Here is a 15,862-nt window from a genome sequence, read left to right on the forward strand (position 1 = left end):
CCCGTCGCGCAGGGCGTGGCCGTGCACGCGGCCCTGTCCCGGCACGCCGACACCCTCCGCTCCTCTTCCGGGGAAACCCGGTCCCGGGCCCAGATCATGGCCGACACCCTCGTCGAACGCACCACCGGCACCCCCGGCGGAATCAGCGGAGTGGAGGTCCAGCTCGTCATGACCGACCGGACCCTGTTCCAGGGCGATGCCGAACCGGCACGCCTGCCCGGCTACGGCATCGTCCCCGCCACCTGGGCCAGGACACTCCTCACCGCGAACAACAACCACCCCGGCAACAGCGACGCGGACAAGGACCAAGCCGAAAACAGCGGGCCCGGGCAAGGAAAATCCGCTCAAGGCCAGCAGAGCCAGGACCTCAAGGTCTGGCTCCGGCGCCTCTACACCGCCCCCGGCACCGGCGAGCTCGTCGCCGCCGACTCCCGGGCGCGGCTGTTCCCGGCGGGGTTGCGGCGCTTCATCCAAGCCCGCGACGACACCTGCCGAACACCCTACTGCGACGCGCCGATCAGGCACTTCGACCACATCGTCCCCTGGCACGACGGCGGCAACACCAGCCAGGCCAACGGAGCAGGCCTGTGCGAAGCCTGCAACCACACCAAAGAACTCAACGACTGGACAGCACAAACCCGGACAACACAAACCCACCCCGGGAGACGCCATGTCCTCGAAATACGCACCCCCACCGGACATTCGTACCGATCCACAGCCCCGCCCCCGCCCGGCTTCCACTGGTCCGCTCCCAGCCAGGTGACCAGCAATTCACCCGGCGCGGACCCGCCGACTACGACGGACCACTATTTCGGGGACCTGTACTACTGGCGCCCGCAACGACAGTCAGCTTAGGACCTCGGATTCTGGAGCCGGGCCTTGAGTGCCGCCGTATCCACGCCCAGGTTATGGAGCAGGACGGCAGCCGGATCCGGTTCCTGCCGTTCCGACAGGGCGAGCAGGAGGTGCCGGGCGGTGATTTTGCGGGCCTTCTCCCCGGTGGTCAGAATCAGGGAATCCTGAATGACCGAGCGGGCGGCTGACGTGAAGGTGGTCCGGCTGCTTCCCTTCGGCGCATTCAGTGGTCCGAAGTCGCCCAGCGTGACGCCGACGGCTTCCAGCGCTTGCTGGTCAAGAGCATCGAGCTGGGCGCGGGCAGATTCAAGGTCCACCGCCAGTGTCCGGCAGCTCTCCGGATCGTGAAGCAATCCCAGGAGCAAATGGTCCGTACCTATTCTCCGGTCGCCACGCCGTTTGGCTTCCTCTGCGCCCGCATGGACTGCAGTCCTGGCCTCAGCGGCAAATCGTTCAAACATGGCAGACTCACTTTCCGTATTTGGCGTGGACCGACTGCCGGGAGACGCCTAAAGCATCGCCAATCTGCTCCCAGGACCAACCCTGCTGCCGAGCAAGGGCCACGTTGGTGGCCTCCACCTTCTCGGCCAGGCGATGCAGGGCACCAACGGCGCGCAGGCCAGTTGCCGGGTCCGTCACCGGGGTGGGAGGAGTCAATTCATCGCCATTCATGTTGTCAGTTTGAACTGACAACTGATGCCTGTCAATACAGACTGACGGACTTGCCGTCGACCGGATGCGGCTCCACCCGCCGCCGCATGGCGATCCTCGGCCAGCGGCTCAGGCCGAGCAAGGCTTCGCACTCCAGGATCCCGCGCAGTCCATCGTCGAGCAGTTCCGGGTCCAGCTCTTCGAAACCGAGTCTCCGGTAGTACGGGGCGTTCCACGGCACGTCACGGAAGGTGGTCAGGGTCAGCCACGCCAGTCCCTCCGCCTGCGCCCACTTTTCGGCGGTATCAAGCAACTCACTCCCGAGTCCCCGCCGCGCATGTGAAGGGTGGACACTCAGTTGCTCCACGTGTGCATTGCCGTCCAGGCGCTCGAGCAGGAGATAGGCCACGGGAACATCTGACGCGTCGGTAAAGACCAGAGCGCCGCCGCGCGCCTGGAAAAGTGCCAGCTCGGTGACGGTGAACGGCTCGTCATCTGCGATGGCGTCCATTCCGCAGGAGCGGAAGATCTCGCCCGCGGCGAATTCGATCCCTCGCAACCGCTCCAGTTCGTCCGCGCGCGCTGGCCTGATCATGCGGCGGCGCCACTGCTGGCAAGGTATCGATTGCGTTGTTCAATGAGGTTCCGCAGATATCTTCCCAGGATCACTTTCTCCGCAAGCCGGCCCACCACTCCGAAGGGAGCCGCGAACTCGACGCGATCGATCATGAGCGTGCCGCCGTCGTCGGGAATGAACTCATGAACGTGCCGGAAGAACCGGAAGGGACCACGCACTTGCTCGTCCGTGAAGGAATCGGGGAAGTGAAACTGGGTGATCCGGCTGATCATCCGCAAGGGTAGGGCGAAATGCCAGGCCCGCCAGGTGACCTCGTCCCCTTCCGACAGCAGTCCGGACACCACACCGGCCACCGCGCGTTCCCGGGATCTGGCCATGGAGCCCACGTGTGCGTCGACATTGCGCGAGAGGTCGAATAGCTCCGCGGGTTCACGTCGGATGTGGGTATGGCAGGTGAACGACACAGTCATGGTTCGATCCTGCCACTGATTCGAAACACCCGTCGACCCAACTGACCCGCAGTGGTTGTCGTTATGCGGGCTCAAAACGACAACAACTGCAAGCCAGTTGGGTGGGTGGGAGGCTGGGCCCACGCCGGCGAGGGCCCCGACCTGAGCTTGCGAAGGTTGGGAGCCGGAGGGGACTAGTTGGACGGGAAGTTGTACGAAGCTCCCGAAGCGTGGGTGGACTCAGGCCAGCGGGACGTGATGACCTTCCCGCGGGTGTAGAAGGACACGCCCTCTGGACCGTAGATGTGCTTGTCGCCGAACAGCGAGGCCTTCCAGCCGCCGAAGGAGTAATAGGCAACAGGGACCGGCAGCGGCACATTGATGCCGATCATGCCGACATCCACGGAGCGCTGGAATTTCCTTGCTGCCGCCCCCGAGGACGTGAAGATCGCGCTCCCGTTGCCGTACGGGTTGGCGTTGATCAGCTTGATGCCTGCGTCCAGGTCCTCCACCCGGACCACCACGAGGACCGGGCCGAAGATCTCCTCTTGGTAGGCGCTCATTTCCGTGTTCACATGGTCGATCACAGTGGGGCCGACCCAGAACCCCTCTTCATGGCCGGGAATCACCAGGTCGCGTCCGTCCACCACCATCACGGCGCCGGCCTGCTCTGCCTCTGTCACCGTCTTGACGATGAACTCGCGCGATTCGGGGCTGATCACGGGGCCCATGTCGGCATCGGCTTCGGTGCCGTTCTTGACCTTGACGTCGAGGGCACGCTCTTCGACCTTCTTGACCAGCAGATCGGCGGCATCGCCGACGGCGACCGCAACGGAGATGGCCATGCAGCGCTGGCCAGCGGAACCGAACGCGGCGGCGGCCAGGTGGTCGGCAGCGTTGTCCAGGTCGGCGTCGGGCATGATGATCGCGTGGTTCTTCGCCCCGCCCAAGGCCTGGACCCGCTTGCCGTGCGCCGTCGCCACTTCCAGGATGTGCTTCGCCACAAGGGTAGACCCTACGAAGGAAATCGCGTCCACGTCCGGGTGCGTCAGGAGCCCGGAGATGACATCGCGGTCACCGTGCAGGACCTGGAACACGCCGTCGGGCAGACCTGCCTGCTTCCACAGCTTGGCCAACAACATTGCGGCCGAAGGCACTCGGTGTGAAGGCTTGAGGATGAAGGCGTTGCCCGTGGCGATCGCCATCGGGGCCATCCACAAAGGCACCATGACGGGGAAGTTGAACGGGGTGATGCCGGCGACAACGCCAACGGGCTCCCGGAAGGAGAATACATCGATCCCGGTGGAGACCTGGTCCGAGTACTCGCCCTTCAGCAACTGCGGGATGCCACAAGCGAACTCGATGACCTCCAGGCCGCGGCCGATCTCGCCCTTGGCGTCGTTGAGGACCTTGCCGTGTTCGGCGGTGATCAGCTGGGCGAGTTCTTCAACGTGCGAAGCGACGAGTTCGCGGAACTTGAACAGCACGGCAGTGCGCTTGGCCAGGGAAATGTCGCCCCAGGACGCCGCGGCTTCCTTGGCGATGGCAACCGTCGCGTCCAAATCCGAGCGGTTGGCCAACCGCAACTCGGCCGTTACGGCCCCGGTGGCGGGGTTGAAGACGGGTTTGGTGCCCGTGCCGCTGCCGGCAGCCTCGGCTCCGCTGATGAAGTGGTTGATGATAGTCATTACTGCTCCTGTAATAGGTGGTGCTCCACGGCATGTACGTCGTTTACATCCCGCGGCAAGCCGGTGGCGAGTGATTCCTGGAGCGCCAGGCGGACGGCCAGGTTCTGTTCGGTCAATTCCCTGTGGACGAGTTCGGGTCCGGAGTTGCGCACCCACGCGCTGAATCGTTCGATTTCGGTCTTGAACGGGTCTTCCCCGATGTCGACAGACTCGGTCCGGCCATCGCGGAAGGATACGGTAACGCGCGCGATTTCGCCCGGGTCCGGGTCGAACGCCTTGTCCAGGGTGATTTGCCCTTTCGTACCGATGATCTGGAACGTGTTAGTGCGCGGTCCCTCGAAACCGCAGTCCAGCGTTCCCAGGACGTCCCCATAGTCCAGGATCGCGGCCATAGTCGTTTCCACCGCGTCCGTGCGGCTTGTGCCTTTGCCGTAGACGGTTCGCGGCGCGCGGCCCATGACCATGTTCATGATGTCGACGGCGTAGCATCCGACGTCATTGAGCGCGCCTCCGTCCATTCCCGGCTGGAGGCGGACCTCGCCTTCGCTTCGGTCCATGACGAAGTGGAAGCGGGCATGCATGGACACCAACTCGCCGATCTTGCCCGAGTCGATGAACTCACGGACCTTCTGGTGCTGGGGGTGGAAACGGTACATGAACGCTTCCATCAGGTTCACCCCATTGCGTTCGCAGGCTTCCAGCACCCGGCGATAGTCGTGGGTGTTGGCGACGAGTGGCTTCTCGCAGAGGATGTCCTTTCCAGCCTCCGCGGCCGCAACAATCCAGTCGGCGTGCAGCGAGTTGGGGAAGGGCAGGTAGACGGCTTCGATGCTTGGATCGGCCAGCAATTCCTCGTGGGAAGAATAGGCCGCCGGGATGCCGAAGCGCTCTGCGACTTCGGCTGCCTTTCCGTTCGGGCTGCTGATGGCCGACGCAACTGCGTTCCGTGCCCGGCTCATGGCGGGCAGGAACCTACCTTGGGCGATCCTTGCCGTGGTCAGCACGCCCCAGCGGACGGCGCTCATCAGCCGATCTCCGCTTCGAGCTGGCGCAGGAACGCAACAGACTGGCGGACGTCCCGGACCGGACCGTCGTCGGTGGGTTCGGAATCAAGGATGGTGTCCTGCTCCATAGTGAACCAGCCCTCGTACCCGGCGCCCAGCAGGTCGCGGACGATGCCGGCGATGCCGACGTCGCCTTGCCCCAGCGGCACGTACATGCCGGCCTTGACACCGTCCGTGTAGGAGATCTCACCCGCCTGGACCCGCTGAGCGACGGACTTGCGCACGTCCTTCAGGTGGGTGTGGCCGATTCGCGAGGCGTAGTCGCGAACCAGAAGGGCTGGGTCGGTTCCGCCGATGAGCAGGTGGCCTGTGTCCAAGCACAGGTTTGCGGCGGTGTCGTTCAGGACCCGGTTCACGTCCGAGGTGCTTTCGATCATGGTTCCCACGTGGGGGTGGACCACTGCCTGGATGCCCTTGTCCGCGGCTGCCTTGACCACGGCGTCAAGGTTCCTGCCGAACAGTTCCCAGCCTTCGGCGTCGAGCTCGTGGCGCTGATCGTAACCTGCAACGCCGGTCTCCGCCGCGAGGACCATGACGCTGGCCCCTGCGGCTTCGTACGCATCCAGCTCAGCCGCTACGACGTCCAAGGGGTTCTTGGACGGGTCGTGCAGGATGACGGGGAAGAAGCCGCCGATCGCCTGGAGGTTGTGCCGCTTCAGCACTTCCGCGCGCTGGGCAGCCTCTTCGGGGAGGAAACCCGCGGGGCCGAACTCGGTAGCGCTGATGCCCAGCGCCGTCATTTCCGACAGGACTCGGTCCGCCTCGAGCTGGTGGCCCCATCCGGGGACTTCACAGACGCCCCAGGAAATGGGTGCCGCGGCAAGGCGCTTGGTGATGGTGCTCAATCTGATCCTCCGTATACGTTCTGGTCCCAGTCGATGACCGAACCTGTGACAACACCGCTCCGGTCGGAGAGGAGAAAGACAATGAATTCGGCGATCTCGTCCACTTGTCCGAGCTTTCCCATGGGGACGGACGCGTTGGCTTTCTCCAGCCAGTCGTCCCCTGCGCCGTGGAATTTCTTCTGGGTTTCGGCTTCGCCGTCCGTGGCGGTCCAGCCGATGTCGAGTCCGTTGATGCGGATCTTGTCCCAACGGTGCGCATGTGCTGCATTACGGGTTGCCCCGGCCAGGCCGGCCTTGGCCGCCACATACGGCGCCAAGTACGGCTGCCCGCCGAGTTCGGCGATGGAGATGACGTTCACGATGCTTCCTGGCACACCCCTGCTACAAAGATGCTTGATGGTTTCGGCCATGATGAAGAACGGCGATTTCAGGTTCACTGCGATGTGCGCGTCGAAGAGCTCGGGCGTGGTGTCCAGCATGGTGCCGCGGGTGGTCAAGCCGGCCGCGTTGACCGCGCAGTCGAGTCGACCGAAGCCGTTGATCGTCTCAAGCACCGAGTTCCGGGCCTGTTCGACGTCGGCGAGGTCGGTCTTGATGAACCGCGCCTCGACCCCCGATGCGGTGATCTCGGACGCGAGTCGTTCACCCGAGTCCGCGTTCCGACCTGTGATGGCGATCCCGGCTGCACCCTCGGCCGCCGCACGCCGAGCGACTCCGGCGCCCAAACCCTGCGTGCCTCCGCTGATCAGGATGACTTTGTCCTGGAGAAGTGGCATGGCTACGACTGCCCGATCTTGACCGAATTTTCGATCCTGACGGCGCGGCCTGAACGGGCGGACTCTTCGGCCGCGTTGGCCAGAGCGAGTGCTTGCAGGCCGTCGTCGAATCCCGGGCTGCAGGGGATGCCCGCGCGGATGGCCTTCGCGAAGCTGTCCAACTCGTTCCGGTAAGCCGCGGCGTAACGCTCCAGGAAGAACGGCAGGTAGGCATCCGACTCCTCGGTGCCCGTGGCGCCATACTTGCGCACCGTCGTCGGGGTGACGTTGCCTGCGCTGAGCATCCCCTCGCTGCCGAATGCCTCCAGTCGCTGGTCGTGGCCGAAGGCGCTGTGGCGGGAGTTGGTGATGGTGACCAGCTCGCCGTCGCGGCCCTTGAGGGTGATGACAACCGAGTCGAAGTCCCCGGCTTCCTCGATGTAGTCGCAGAACAGGTTGGCGCCGGTGGCAGAAACCTCGATGATGTCAGGGACGAAGAACCGGGCCATGTCCAGGTCGTGGATGCTCTGGTCCCGGAAGATCCCACCGGAAGTAGCAATGTAGGCGGCGGGCGCAGGTGCGGGATCGCGGCTGATGATGGTCAGCTGTTCGAGGCGGCCGATTTCACCCGCTGCGACGCGCGACTGGATAGCCGCGAAGTGGGGATCGAAGCGCCGGTTGAACCCGAGCATGAGGGGGGTGTTGTTGCCCTTGATCGCGTCGCGGCACGCGAGCGCCCGCTCGATGTCGAGGTCGATCGGCTTTTCGCAGAGGGCCGCCACGCCTCGCGCCATGGCGCGCGAGATGAGGTCCACGTGCGTGCTGGTGGGCGAGCCGATCACGACGGCGTCAAGGTCACCGTTCGCGAAAACCTCGTCGGCTGACTCGACAGCGATGGCACCGGTTTCAGCCGCCAACGTTCGGGCTCCATCAATGAAAGGGTCGGCAATCCATGCCAATTCCAGGTCCGGGTGATCGGCGATATTCCGGGCATGAACCTGCCCGATGCGGCCGGAACCGAAGAGCGCTACTTTAAGGGGCTTCACGGGGCGATCAGTGGACATGTGTGGGGGTCCTTTCTAGCTGGTTGCCCGGGAAAAGTTGGGCTTGGGTTGGTTTTGGCGTTTTGACGGGGACGTGCCCAACTTCAGAGCGGTCATGGCGCTGCCACCGCGGCGGGCGTGCGGCCAGCGAGGACGTCAACCGCGCCTTGGGCGGCATCCCTGACGGTGTGGGCCATGCCTTGACGGGTGAATCCCATCAGGTGCGGAGTCAGGACGACGTTTTCGTGGTCGAACAATGGGTGGTGAGCGGGCGGCTCGGGATCGTACACGTCCAGCCCGAGCCCGGAAAGATGGCCGGACTGCAGTGCCTCGTGGACGGCGTCGAGGTCGACGAGGCCGCCGCGGCTGCAGTTGATGAGGATCGCTCCCGGTCGCATGGCCTTGAGCCGGTCCGCGTTGATGAGGTTGTGGTTTTCCGGTGTCAGGGGCGCGTGGAGGGTGATGAAGTCGCTGCCCGCAAGGAGTTCCTCCACACTGTCGCAACGGATCGCCGCGGGGATTTCGGCGAAAGGATCGTAGGCCAGGACCTTCAGCTCGAAGGCCTCGGCGATACGCGCCACCCGTCGGCCAATACGGCCATAGCCGATGATGCCGAGCGTGAATCCCTCCAGGTCTCCGACGTCGACGGCGGCACGCTGCTCCCAGCGTCCCTCGCGGACCAGCGCGGTCAGTGGAGAGAGCTTCTTGACGAGTGCCAGCAGGTGGGCAAACACGCCTTCGGCCACCGAGGCGGTGTTGCTTCCAGGCGTGATGACCACCGGGATCCCGCGCCGGTTGGCCTCGGCGACGTCCACGAGGTCGGTTCCGACGCCGGTCCTGGCAATGACTTTGAGGGCGGGCATGCGGTCCAACAGTTCCCGGTCCACGCGGTAGGCAGCCCTGACGATCGCGGCATCGGCATTGGCCAGGTCCTCGTCGTTGGGGTCCTGGATGAGCCGCTGGTGTTCGGAGAGGAGCGGTTCCACGAGGTCTGGCTCGACGCTGCCGAGAGCGACAAAGATTTGGGGTGTGGTTATGGAAGCCATCGTCATCCTTGAAGATGTGGAGGTATGGGGCGGCGTCAGATATGGCGCCGCTGATACGTCTGGAGGGTTTAAAGGCCTGGTGTTTTAGAGGCCCAGGAGGCTGGATTTCCGCACGACCAAGTGGGGCGTGACGGAATGGTGGACGAACCCGCTACCCTCGCCATGGATGCGTTCCAGGAGGGTTTTGGCCCCTGTGACGCCAATGCTGGAGCTATCCGGGTCCACCGTGGTCAGTCCCAGGCGCGGCATGGCACCCAGCGCGATGTTGTCGTAACCGGTGACGGCTATTTCGACGCCGCGTTCATCGGCAGCTGTCATGGCACCAAAAGCGGCGAGGTCGTTGATGCAAGCCAGCGCTGTGGGGCGCTGGTGCTTGGAGCGGGAGCTGAGGGCCCTTTGAGCGGCAACATAGCCGGACTCTTGGAAGAAGTCGGCATCGACCACGTGGATGTGACGGGCCAGCCCGTGCTCTTCCATAGCCGCCGAATACCCGTCTACGCGTTCCCGGCCAACCGAGCCACCAAGACCGCCAAGGTGCACGATGTTCTCGTGTCCCTGTGCGATCAAGTGCTCAACAACCATTGCCATGCCGAGGGCGTCGTCGCTTCGCACGATATCGGCGGTGTCGATGTAGTCCGGTCCTCCACCGGCAAAGACCACAGCCCCACCGGAAACGGCGCGGCTGAACGGGTGCTGGTCAGGCACCGTTCCGACGACGAGCAGGCCCGCGACCCGCAAATCCCGGAAGGCCTGGAGGATGGATTGGTCCACTCCCCTGCCCGCCGCCGTGACCGCGCTGAAGAGGACGGTGTGCCCGGCCTCTTCAAGTACGGTCCGTGCGGCGTCGGCGACGTCAAAGGCCCACGGGTTGTGCATATCGCTGACTAGCACACCGATGGTGCCACTGTCCCGCGTTGCCAGGGACCGTGCTGCGAGGTTCAACTCGAAGCCCATTTCCTCAACGGCCTTGAGCACCCGCTGGCGGCGTTCGTCACTGACGCGCGGTGAGTCGCGCAGCACGAGTGAGACCAAGGACTTGGAAACGCCGGCGCGTTCTGCCACGTCCATGATCGTTGGCCGCCGGGCGGATGGAGGTGCCATGGTTACACCCGCGCTGCCGTGGTGCCGTGGATTTCCTCGATCTTCTGCCATTGACCCGACAGCGAGGATGCTTCAGCAGCGCTGACAATTGCGGCAGCGGAAGCGGCGTCGTGGATGTTGGAGTTCTCCTGCGCTCCTCCAGTGACGGCGACCAGGAACTTCTTGGCCTCGATGAMCTTGAGGTCGTCAAAGCCCATGCTGTTGCCGGGACCCGGCTGGAAGTGTGCGTAGTCGCCGTGGCGGGGGCTGGCGTTGACCGTGGTGTAGCCCTGCTCGTCGTTGTTGCGGCCAAGGCAGACCTTGAGTTCGTTCATGCGCTCGAAGTCCCATTTGAGCGAGCCTTCGGTCCCGTAGACCTCGATCTGGTAACCGCATTCCGGCCCAACGGCAACGCGCGAGGATTCGATGGTGCCGACGGCGCCTGCCCCGCGGGCGGACGGGCCGAAGCGGACAAGCGCTGCAGCGTAGTCCTCATTCTCGACCTCTCCCATTTCACCGTTTTCGATCACCGCGAAGTGCGTCCCTGACCCCATCGCCAGCTTGGGGCGCTGCGTGTAGACCGTGCTTGTGAGCGCGGTTACCTCGGCGATGGGCCCAACTACATATTGGCACAGGTCCGTTGCGTGGCTGAACAGGTCCGCCAACACGCCGGTGCCGGCAAGTTTCCGGTCAAAACGCCAGGACAAGGCGCCGTTGGGTTCGGACGCATACCCCGAGAAGAACACGGCGCGCACGTTGGTGATGCGGCCGAGGCGGCCATCCGCAATGAGCTTCCTGGCGTGCTCTACCGCGGGTGCATGCCGGTAGTTATATCCAATGGAGGTCACGACGCCGGCCTCCACAGCGGCTTCCTGCACGGCTGCGGTTTCTTCATAGCCGCGTCCAACAGGCTTTTCGATCCAGAAATGCTTGCCGGCTTTGGCTGCCGCAATACCGATTTCCGCATGCAGGAAGTTGGGTGCGCAGATGGAGACAACGTCCACGTCCGGGTGGTTCAGGACATCGTGGTAGTCGGTGGTGCCTTCCGCGAAGCCAAGGACGTCGCGGGCATAGTCCACCCGGTCCGGCGCCGTGTCCGCCGCGATGACCAGCTTGGTGGCCAAACCAAGCTCCGGGTAGGCGTAGGGGACCGTCTGGTAAGCGCGCGAGTGGAGCTTTCCCATCCATCCGACGCTGATGAGGCCTACACCGACTGTGCGGGATTCTGGGCTCACGTTATTGCCTTTCTCGTTGTAAATTCTTGTCAGTTGCGTGCGGTGTCAAAGGCGTCACGGAATGCTGCCGCCATGATGGTGGAGTCGGAGCCGATGGCAACGAACGTGAACCCTTGACCGACATACTTGGCCGCCGCCAAGCCGTCCACCGCGAGGATTCCCGCCGCTTTGTTGTGCTGTTGCGCGGCCGCGACCACTCGCTGCAACGCCTCTTGGAAAGCACTGCTATCCAGTTGCATCGGCACACCCAGAGCGAAGGACATGTCCATCGGTCCGACGAAGAGGACATCCACGCCGTCCTGCGCCGCGATCTCCTCCACGTGCTCCAGGGCGTCGAGTGTCTCGATCTGGATGATTCCCACGGTTGACTGCTGATCTGCGCTCAACGGAGCCCTGTCCATGCCCCAGCGGCAGGAGCGGTTGTAGGTTGCCACGCCGCGGTCGCCGTAAGGCGGATAGAGCATGTGCTTCACGGTTTGGCTGGCTTCTTCAACGGTGTTCAGTCGGGGCACCATGATGCCTGCCGCGCCCTGGTCCAGGACACGCCCGATGCGGATCCGCTCGGCGCTCTCCACACGAACGATGGTGGGGACGCCGTAGCTTCCGGCCGCAAGGACACCGTCGCGGACGGCATCTTCACCCCCGGAACCGTGCTCAAGATCGATCAGCACCCAGTCGGCGCCTGCGGCGGCGCACACTTCCGCCGCAGTCGCCGAAGCCATGCCAACAAAAGTTCCCACGGTCACCTCTCCGGCGGCCAAGCGGCGCCGCAGCTGACCGCCGTCGAGCGGTCCGCCGTCGTGGTTTCCGCCGCTCGCTGATGACGCGCTCATCCGAACCACCGCTGGCGGCTCTTTGCCTGCTCGTAATCGGCGCGGAGGGTGCGGACCCATTCCTGTCCGGAGACTTCTGCGGGGGCTACGTCCCACCAGACGTCTCCGCCGGGCAGGTCCACGTGCGGGACGGTGGGCACCACGATCACGACGGGCCCTTCGGTATCGCGAGTGGAGGCCAGCGCTTCCCGGACCTCTGCCGCGGTGGTTGCCCGGATGGCGAGGGCGCCCAGGCCTTCGGCGATCTGCCGCAGATCCACCTTGAGGTAATCGCCATCCAGGCGCGCCTTGGGCGCGTCTTCGACGGCGACGCTGCCGCCGGTGGTGCGGTAGCGGAACTCGTTGCCGAATTCCTTGCCGCTGCGGTTCATCTGGAGGCGGTGGATGACCTGGTAGCCGTGGTTTTCGGAGACGACAACCGTGACGTTGAGTCCTTCCTGCGCGGCCGTGAGGATTTCGGTAGGTGCCATGAGGAACGTGCCGTCGCCGATGAAGGTGACCACCCGATTGTCGTTATTGCCCTCGGCCAGCCGGACGCCCATTCCGGCCGCGATTTCGTAACCCATGCAGGAGAAACCGAATTCCAGGTGGCAGTTGCGGTTACCCGTGGCGTCCCAGACTTTTTGCAGGTCACCGGGAGGTCCTCCGGCCGCCGCAATGATCGTGTCGCCGGAGCGGGCGTGCTCCTGCATCAGGCCGATCAGCTGCGGTTGGGTCAGGACCGCGCCTGTGACCGGCGCGTCGGGGTGGTCTTCCGGGCGGAAGGGAGTGTCGGCGTCGAGCCACTGGGACCGGATGGGGGCCCACTTTGCTTTCTCGGTGTGGACGGTTTCCTGCCAGCTTTCGCTGGTGCTGTGGCCCTCCAAGGAGCGGGAGAGTGCTTCCAGGCCGAGTCGGGCGTCCGCCAGGATGCCCGTGGCGCCCTGCTTGCGGGTATCGGCGTCCACAATGTTCAACGACGCGAAACGGACGTCCGGGTTTTCGAAGATCGACTGCGAGCCGGTGGCGAAGTCTGTGAGGCGGGTGCCGACGCTCAGGACCAGGTCGGCTTGCTTGACGAGGGTGTTGGAGGCGAAGTTGCCCTCCAGGCCAACGCCGCCCACTTGCCACCATTCATCCTTGGTCACGGCGCCCTTGCCGCCGAAGGTCTCCACGACGGGAATGCCGATCTGTCCTGCGAGTGCCTCAAGCGCGGCGTGGGCATCGGAATAGTGGATGCCGCCGCCGGCGATAATCACCGGACGTTCGGCCGAGCGGATGAGCCGGGCGACGTCGTCGACCTCTTCCAGGTCAGGCAGCGGCCGGCGGATCTTCCAATCACGCGGCTCGAAGAATTCGGCCGGGAAGTCGTAGGCGTGGGACTGCACGTCCTGGGGTAGCGAAAGGACCACGGCGCCCGTGTCCGTGGGGCTCGTGAGCACGCGCATTGCCTGCGGAAGTGCGGTCAGGAGCTGCTCCGGGCGGTTGATCCTGTCGAAGAACCGCGAAACAGGACGGAACGCGTCGTTGACCGTGGCATCARCCTCGGTGGGGTGTTCGAGCTGCTGCAGCACCGGGCCCTGGTGCCGGGTGGCGTAGGTGTCACCCGGCAAGAGCAGGAGCGGAATCCTGTTCACTGTTGCCAGGCCGGCGGCGGTGACGAGGTTGAGCGCGCCCGGGCCGATGGAGGCCGTGACGGCGAGGACTGCCTGGCGACGGCTTGCCTTGGCATACGCGGTGGAGATGTGGGCCAGGTACTGTTCGTGCCGGCCTTGGACGAAGGGCATGTCGTCGGCCAGTTCGTCCAATGCCTGTCCCAGGCCAGCCACGTTGCCGTGGCCGAAGATGCCGAGGGCTGCGGGGACCAGGCGGCGGCGCACGCCGTCGGCCAGCGAATACTGTGCGGAGAGGTACTTGATGACCGCTTGGGCGGTGGTGAGCCTGATGGTCTGCGATGGTGTGGTCATTGCCTTATTCCCGTTGTCGTGGTTACCAGGGGCGCCCGTGCAGGACGACCGTCTTCTCTTCGGTCATTTCCTGGACAGCAGAGCGAACGCCTTCCTTGCCGATGCCGCTGCCTTTCAAGCCGCCATAGGGCATGAGGTCGGCCCGCCACAGCGGCGACCAATTGATGTGGATGTTGCCGGCGTCGATCTGCCGCATGGCCTGGACCGCTCCGGCGACGTCGTTCGTGAAGATGCCGGCGCCCAGGCCGTATTCGTTGTCGTTGGCCATGGCGATGGCGCTCTCCATGTCCTGGGCGGAGGAGACGGCGACGGCGGGTCCGAACAGTTCGTTCCGGCTCAGCGGCGACCGGGGGTCGACCCCGGCGACGACGGCGGGAGTCACCACTGCGCCGTCACGGTCACCGCCGGTGAGGACCCGGGCGCCCGAATGGCGGGCCTCGAGGATCGATGCGTGGACGCGTGAGGCTTCGTCTTCGGAGATCAGCGAACCAAGCCGGGTGTCCTCTTCCTTGGGATTGCCCACGGCGATCGCTTCGACCTTCGGGACCAACGCATCCAGGAAGTCCTTTTCAACCCGACGGTCAACGATGACCCGCTGAACGGAAATGCATACCTGCCCGGCGTTGACGTAGCCGCCGGCAGCCACCGCGGTGGCGGCGAGTTCGAGATCCGCGTCCGGCAGGATGATCACCGGGCATGAGGCCCCCAACTCGAGGGACAGTTTCTTCACTCCCGCGATCGAACTGATGTGCGTCCCGGTGCTAGTGGAGCCGGTGAAGGACACCTTGCGGACCCGCGGGTCCGTCACCAGGACGTCGCCAAGGGAGCTGCCGGGTCCGGTGATCACGGACAGAGCTTCAGGCGGCAGGCCGGCGTCGACGAAGCACTGTGCCAGCTTCAGCGCCGTCAGCGGCGTTGCGCGGGCGGGTTTAAGTACGACGGCGTTACCGGCTGCCAGCGCGGGTGCAATTTTGTGCAACACGAGCAGGGCGGGGTAGTTGAACGGGGTGATGGCGACGACGATGCCCACCGGCTGCCGCAACGTGAAGCCGATCTTGTCCAAGCCTGTCCCGGCGTTCGCGTCCAAGGGAAGCGTGGAACCATACAGCTGGCTTCCCTCGTAGGCAGCGAGGCGGATGATGTTGCCGGAGCGGCTGGCCTCGCCCCGCGCCTCCGTGATGGGCTTTCCGGTTTCTGCGCTAATCGTCTGGGCGATGTCCTCGGCGCGTTCATCCGCCAGGGCGGCTGCACGCAGGAGGATGTCGACGCGGACGTGGGCCGGCGTGGTCCTTTGGACGTGGGCACCGATCTCGGCCCGGTCAAGGGCGGCCTCGGCGTCCTTGACTGTCGCCACGGGGACTGTGTCGATGGTCCGGCCGTCGAAGGGCGAGCGGACCTCTTCGGTCCTGCCGTCGGCGGCGCCGCGCCAGTTTCCAGCTATTAGCATTTCCATGGTTGCTCCATCAGGTTGTGTACGTTCGCGCTTAGTGGCGCTTGGTGTTGCTTTCGGCTGCCGCTTCGGCGACGTCGGCGACTTCGGCCTGGACTTCCTTGAGGGCCTCCGTGTGTCCGCCGAGCTGCTCGAGTTCGTGGGCGAGTTCCGCGAGCTCGGCGCCGCCGGCCATCTGGGCGGTGAGTTCGTCCAAGGTGATGTCTTTCTTGTCGTAGTAGCCGATCGACTTGCCGCGCTTGAGCAGCAGGAACCGGTCACCCACGGGGAAGGCGTGGTGCGGGTTGTGCGTGATGAAGATGACCCCCAGCCCGCGGTCGCGGGCCTGCAGGATGTAGCGGAGCA

At 64.8% G+C, this 15,862-nt stretch carries 16 protein-coding genes and 1 pseudogene; 1 reads left to right on the forward strand and 16 read right to left on the reverse strand.

The window, feature by feature from the left end:
- Nucleotides 1–855 (forward strand): HNH endonuclease (locus tag AC1DLO_RS22275; RefSeq protein WP_476891840.1); only part of this gene is annotated, 855 nt, incomplete at its 5' end.
- Here AC1DLO_RS22275 and AC1DLO_RS22280 read toward each other — a convergent pair.
- The 16 genes and pseudogenes from AC1DLO_RS22280 to AC1DLO_RS22355 all read right to left on the reverse strand — a co-directional run.
- Nucleotides 852–1,316 carry a Clp protease N-terminal domain-containing protein gene (locus AC1DLO_RS22280; RefSeq protein WP_476891841.1) on the reverse strand — a complete coding sequence of 155 codons (465 nt, stop codon included), beginning with the start codon at nucleotides 1,314–1,316 and terminating at the stop codon, nucleotides 852–854. The two genes, AC1DLO_RS22275 and AC1DLO_RS22280, sit on opposite strands and share 4 nt — an antisense overlap.
- Nucleotides 1,317–1,323: 7 nt before the next feature.
- Nucleotides 1,324–1,527 carry a helix-turn-helix domain-containing protein gene (locus tag AC1DLO_RS22285; protein WP_476891842.1) on the reverse strand — a complete coding sequence of 68 codons (204 nt, stop codon included), beginning with the start codon at nucleotides 1,525–1,527 and terminating at the stop codon, nucleotides 1,324–1,326.
- A gap of 31 nt (nucleotides 1,528–1,558) precedes the next feature.
- Nucleotides 1,559–2,101 (reverse strand): GNAT family N-acetyltransferase, encoded by a 543-nt coding sequence (locus AC1DLO_RS22290; RefSeq protein WP_476891843.1) that lies wholly within the window; start codon nucleotides 2,099–2,101, stop codon nucleotides 1,559–1,561.
- On the reverse strand, nucleotides 2,098–2,553 hold the full coding sequence (locus AC1DLO_RS22295) for an SRPBCC family protein (protein ID WP_476891844.1): 456 nt from the start codon (nucleotides 2,551–2,553) through the stop codon (nucleotides 2,098–2,100). The genes AC1DLO_RS22290 and AC1DLO_RS22295 overlap by 4 nt, the downstream gene beginning before the upstream one ends.
- A gap of 173 nt (nucleotides 2,554–2,726) precedes the next feature.
- The gene (locus AC1DLO_RS22300; protein ID WP_476891845.1) at nucleotides 2,727–4,220 is read right to left on the reverse strand and encodes a CoA-acylating methylmalonate-semialdehyde dehydrogenase; all 1,494 of its coding nucleotides are present in this window, start codon (nucleotides 4,218–4,220) and stop codon (nucleotides 2,727–2,729) included.
- Entirely contained in the window at nucleotides 4,220–5,245 is a 1,026-nt protein-coding gene (locus AC1DLO_RS22305) for a Gfo/Idh/MocA family protein (protein ID WP_184740760.1), read from the reverse strand. Before AC1DLO_RS22305 ends, AC1DLO_RS22300 begins: the two co-directional genes overlap by 1 nt.
- Nucleotides 5,245–6,129, reverse strand: a complete 885-nt coding sequence (locus tag AC1DLO_RS22310; RefSeq protein WP_476891846.1) for a sugar phosphate isomerase/epimerase family protein — start codon at nucleotides 6,127–6,129, stop codon at nucleotides 5,245–5,247. The genes AC1DLO_RS22305 and AC1DLO_RS22310 overlap by 1 nt, the downstream gene beginning before the upstream one ends.
- The gene (locus AC1DLO_RS22315; protein ID WP_476891847.1) at nucleotides 6,126–6,905 is read right to left on the reverse strand and encodes an SDR family oxidoreductase; all 780 of its coding nucleotides are present in this window, start codon (nucleotides 6,903–6,905) and stop codon (nucleotides 6,126–6,128) included. The genes AC1DLO_RS22310 and AC1DLO_RS22315 overlap by 4 nt, the downstream gene beginning before the upstream one ends.
- 2 nt (nucleotides 6,906–6,907) lie before the next feature.
- On the reverse strand, nucleotides 6,908–7,948 hold the full coding sequence (iolG, locus tag AC1DLO_RS22320) for an inositol 2-dehydrogenase (protein ID WP_476891848.1): 1,041 nt from the start codon (nucleotides 7,946–7,948) through the stop codon (nucleotides 6,908–6,910).
- 92 nt (nucleotides 7,949–8,040) lie between these two features.
- A complete protein-coding gene (locus tag AC1DLO_RS22325) occupies nucleotides 8,041–8,973 on the reverse strand; it encodes a hydroxyacid dehydrogenase (RefSeq protein ID WP_184740757.1) in 933 nt (310 codons plus the stop codon).
- Between the two features lie 84 nt (nucleotides 8,974–9,057).
- On the reverse strand, nucleotides 9,058–10,074 hold the full coding sequence (locus tag AC1DLO_RS22330; protein WP_476914618.1) for a LacI family DNA-binding transcriptional regulator: 1,017 nt from the start codon (nucleotides 10,072–10,074) through the stop codon (nucleotides 9,058–9,060).
- Between the two features lie 2 nt (nucleotides 10,075–10,076).
- On the reverse strand, nucleotides 10,077–11,288 hold the full coding sequence (locus tag AC1DLO_RS22335) for a Gfo/Idh/MocA family protein (protein WP_476891849.1): 1,212 nt from the start codon (nucleotides 11,286–11,288) through the stop codon (nucleotides 10,077–10,079).
- 29 nt (nucleotides 11,289–11,317) lie between these two features.
- Nucleotides 11,318–12,121, reverse strand: a complete 804-nt coding sequence (locus AC1DLO_RS22340; protein WP_184740754.1) for an HpcH/HpaI aldolase family protein — start codon at nucleotides 12,119–12,121, stop codon at nucleotides 11,318–11,320.
- Entirely contained in the window at nucleotides 12,118–14,067 is a 1,950-nt protein-coding gene (iolD, locus tag AC1DLO_RS22345; protein ID WP_476914619.1) for a 3D-(3,5/4)-trihydroxycyclohexane-1,2-dione acylhydrolase (decyclizing), read from the reverse strand. The genes AC1DLO_RS22340 and iolD overlap by 4 nt, the downstream gene beginning before the upstream one ends.
- 22 nt (nucleotides 14,068–14,089) lie before the next feature.
- Nucleotides 14,090–15,520 (reverse strand): aldehyde dehydrogenase family protein, encoded by a 1,431-nt coding sequence (locus tag AC1DLO_RS22350; RefSeq protein WP_476891850.1) that lies wholly within the window; start codon nucleotides 15,518–15,520, stop codon nucleotides 14,090–14,092.
- 31 nt (nucleotides 15,521–15,551) lie between these two features.
- A pseudogene (locus AC1DLO_RS22355) lies at nucleotides 15,552–15,862 on the reverse strand (sugar ABC transporter ATP-binding protein); the annotation flags it as partial.

It is taken from the genome of Arthrobacter sp. 01T419 (assembly GCF_056398865.1).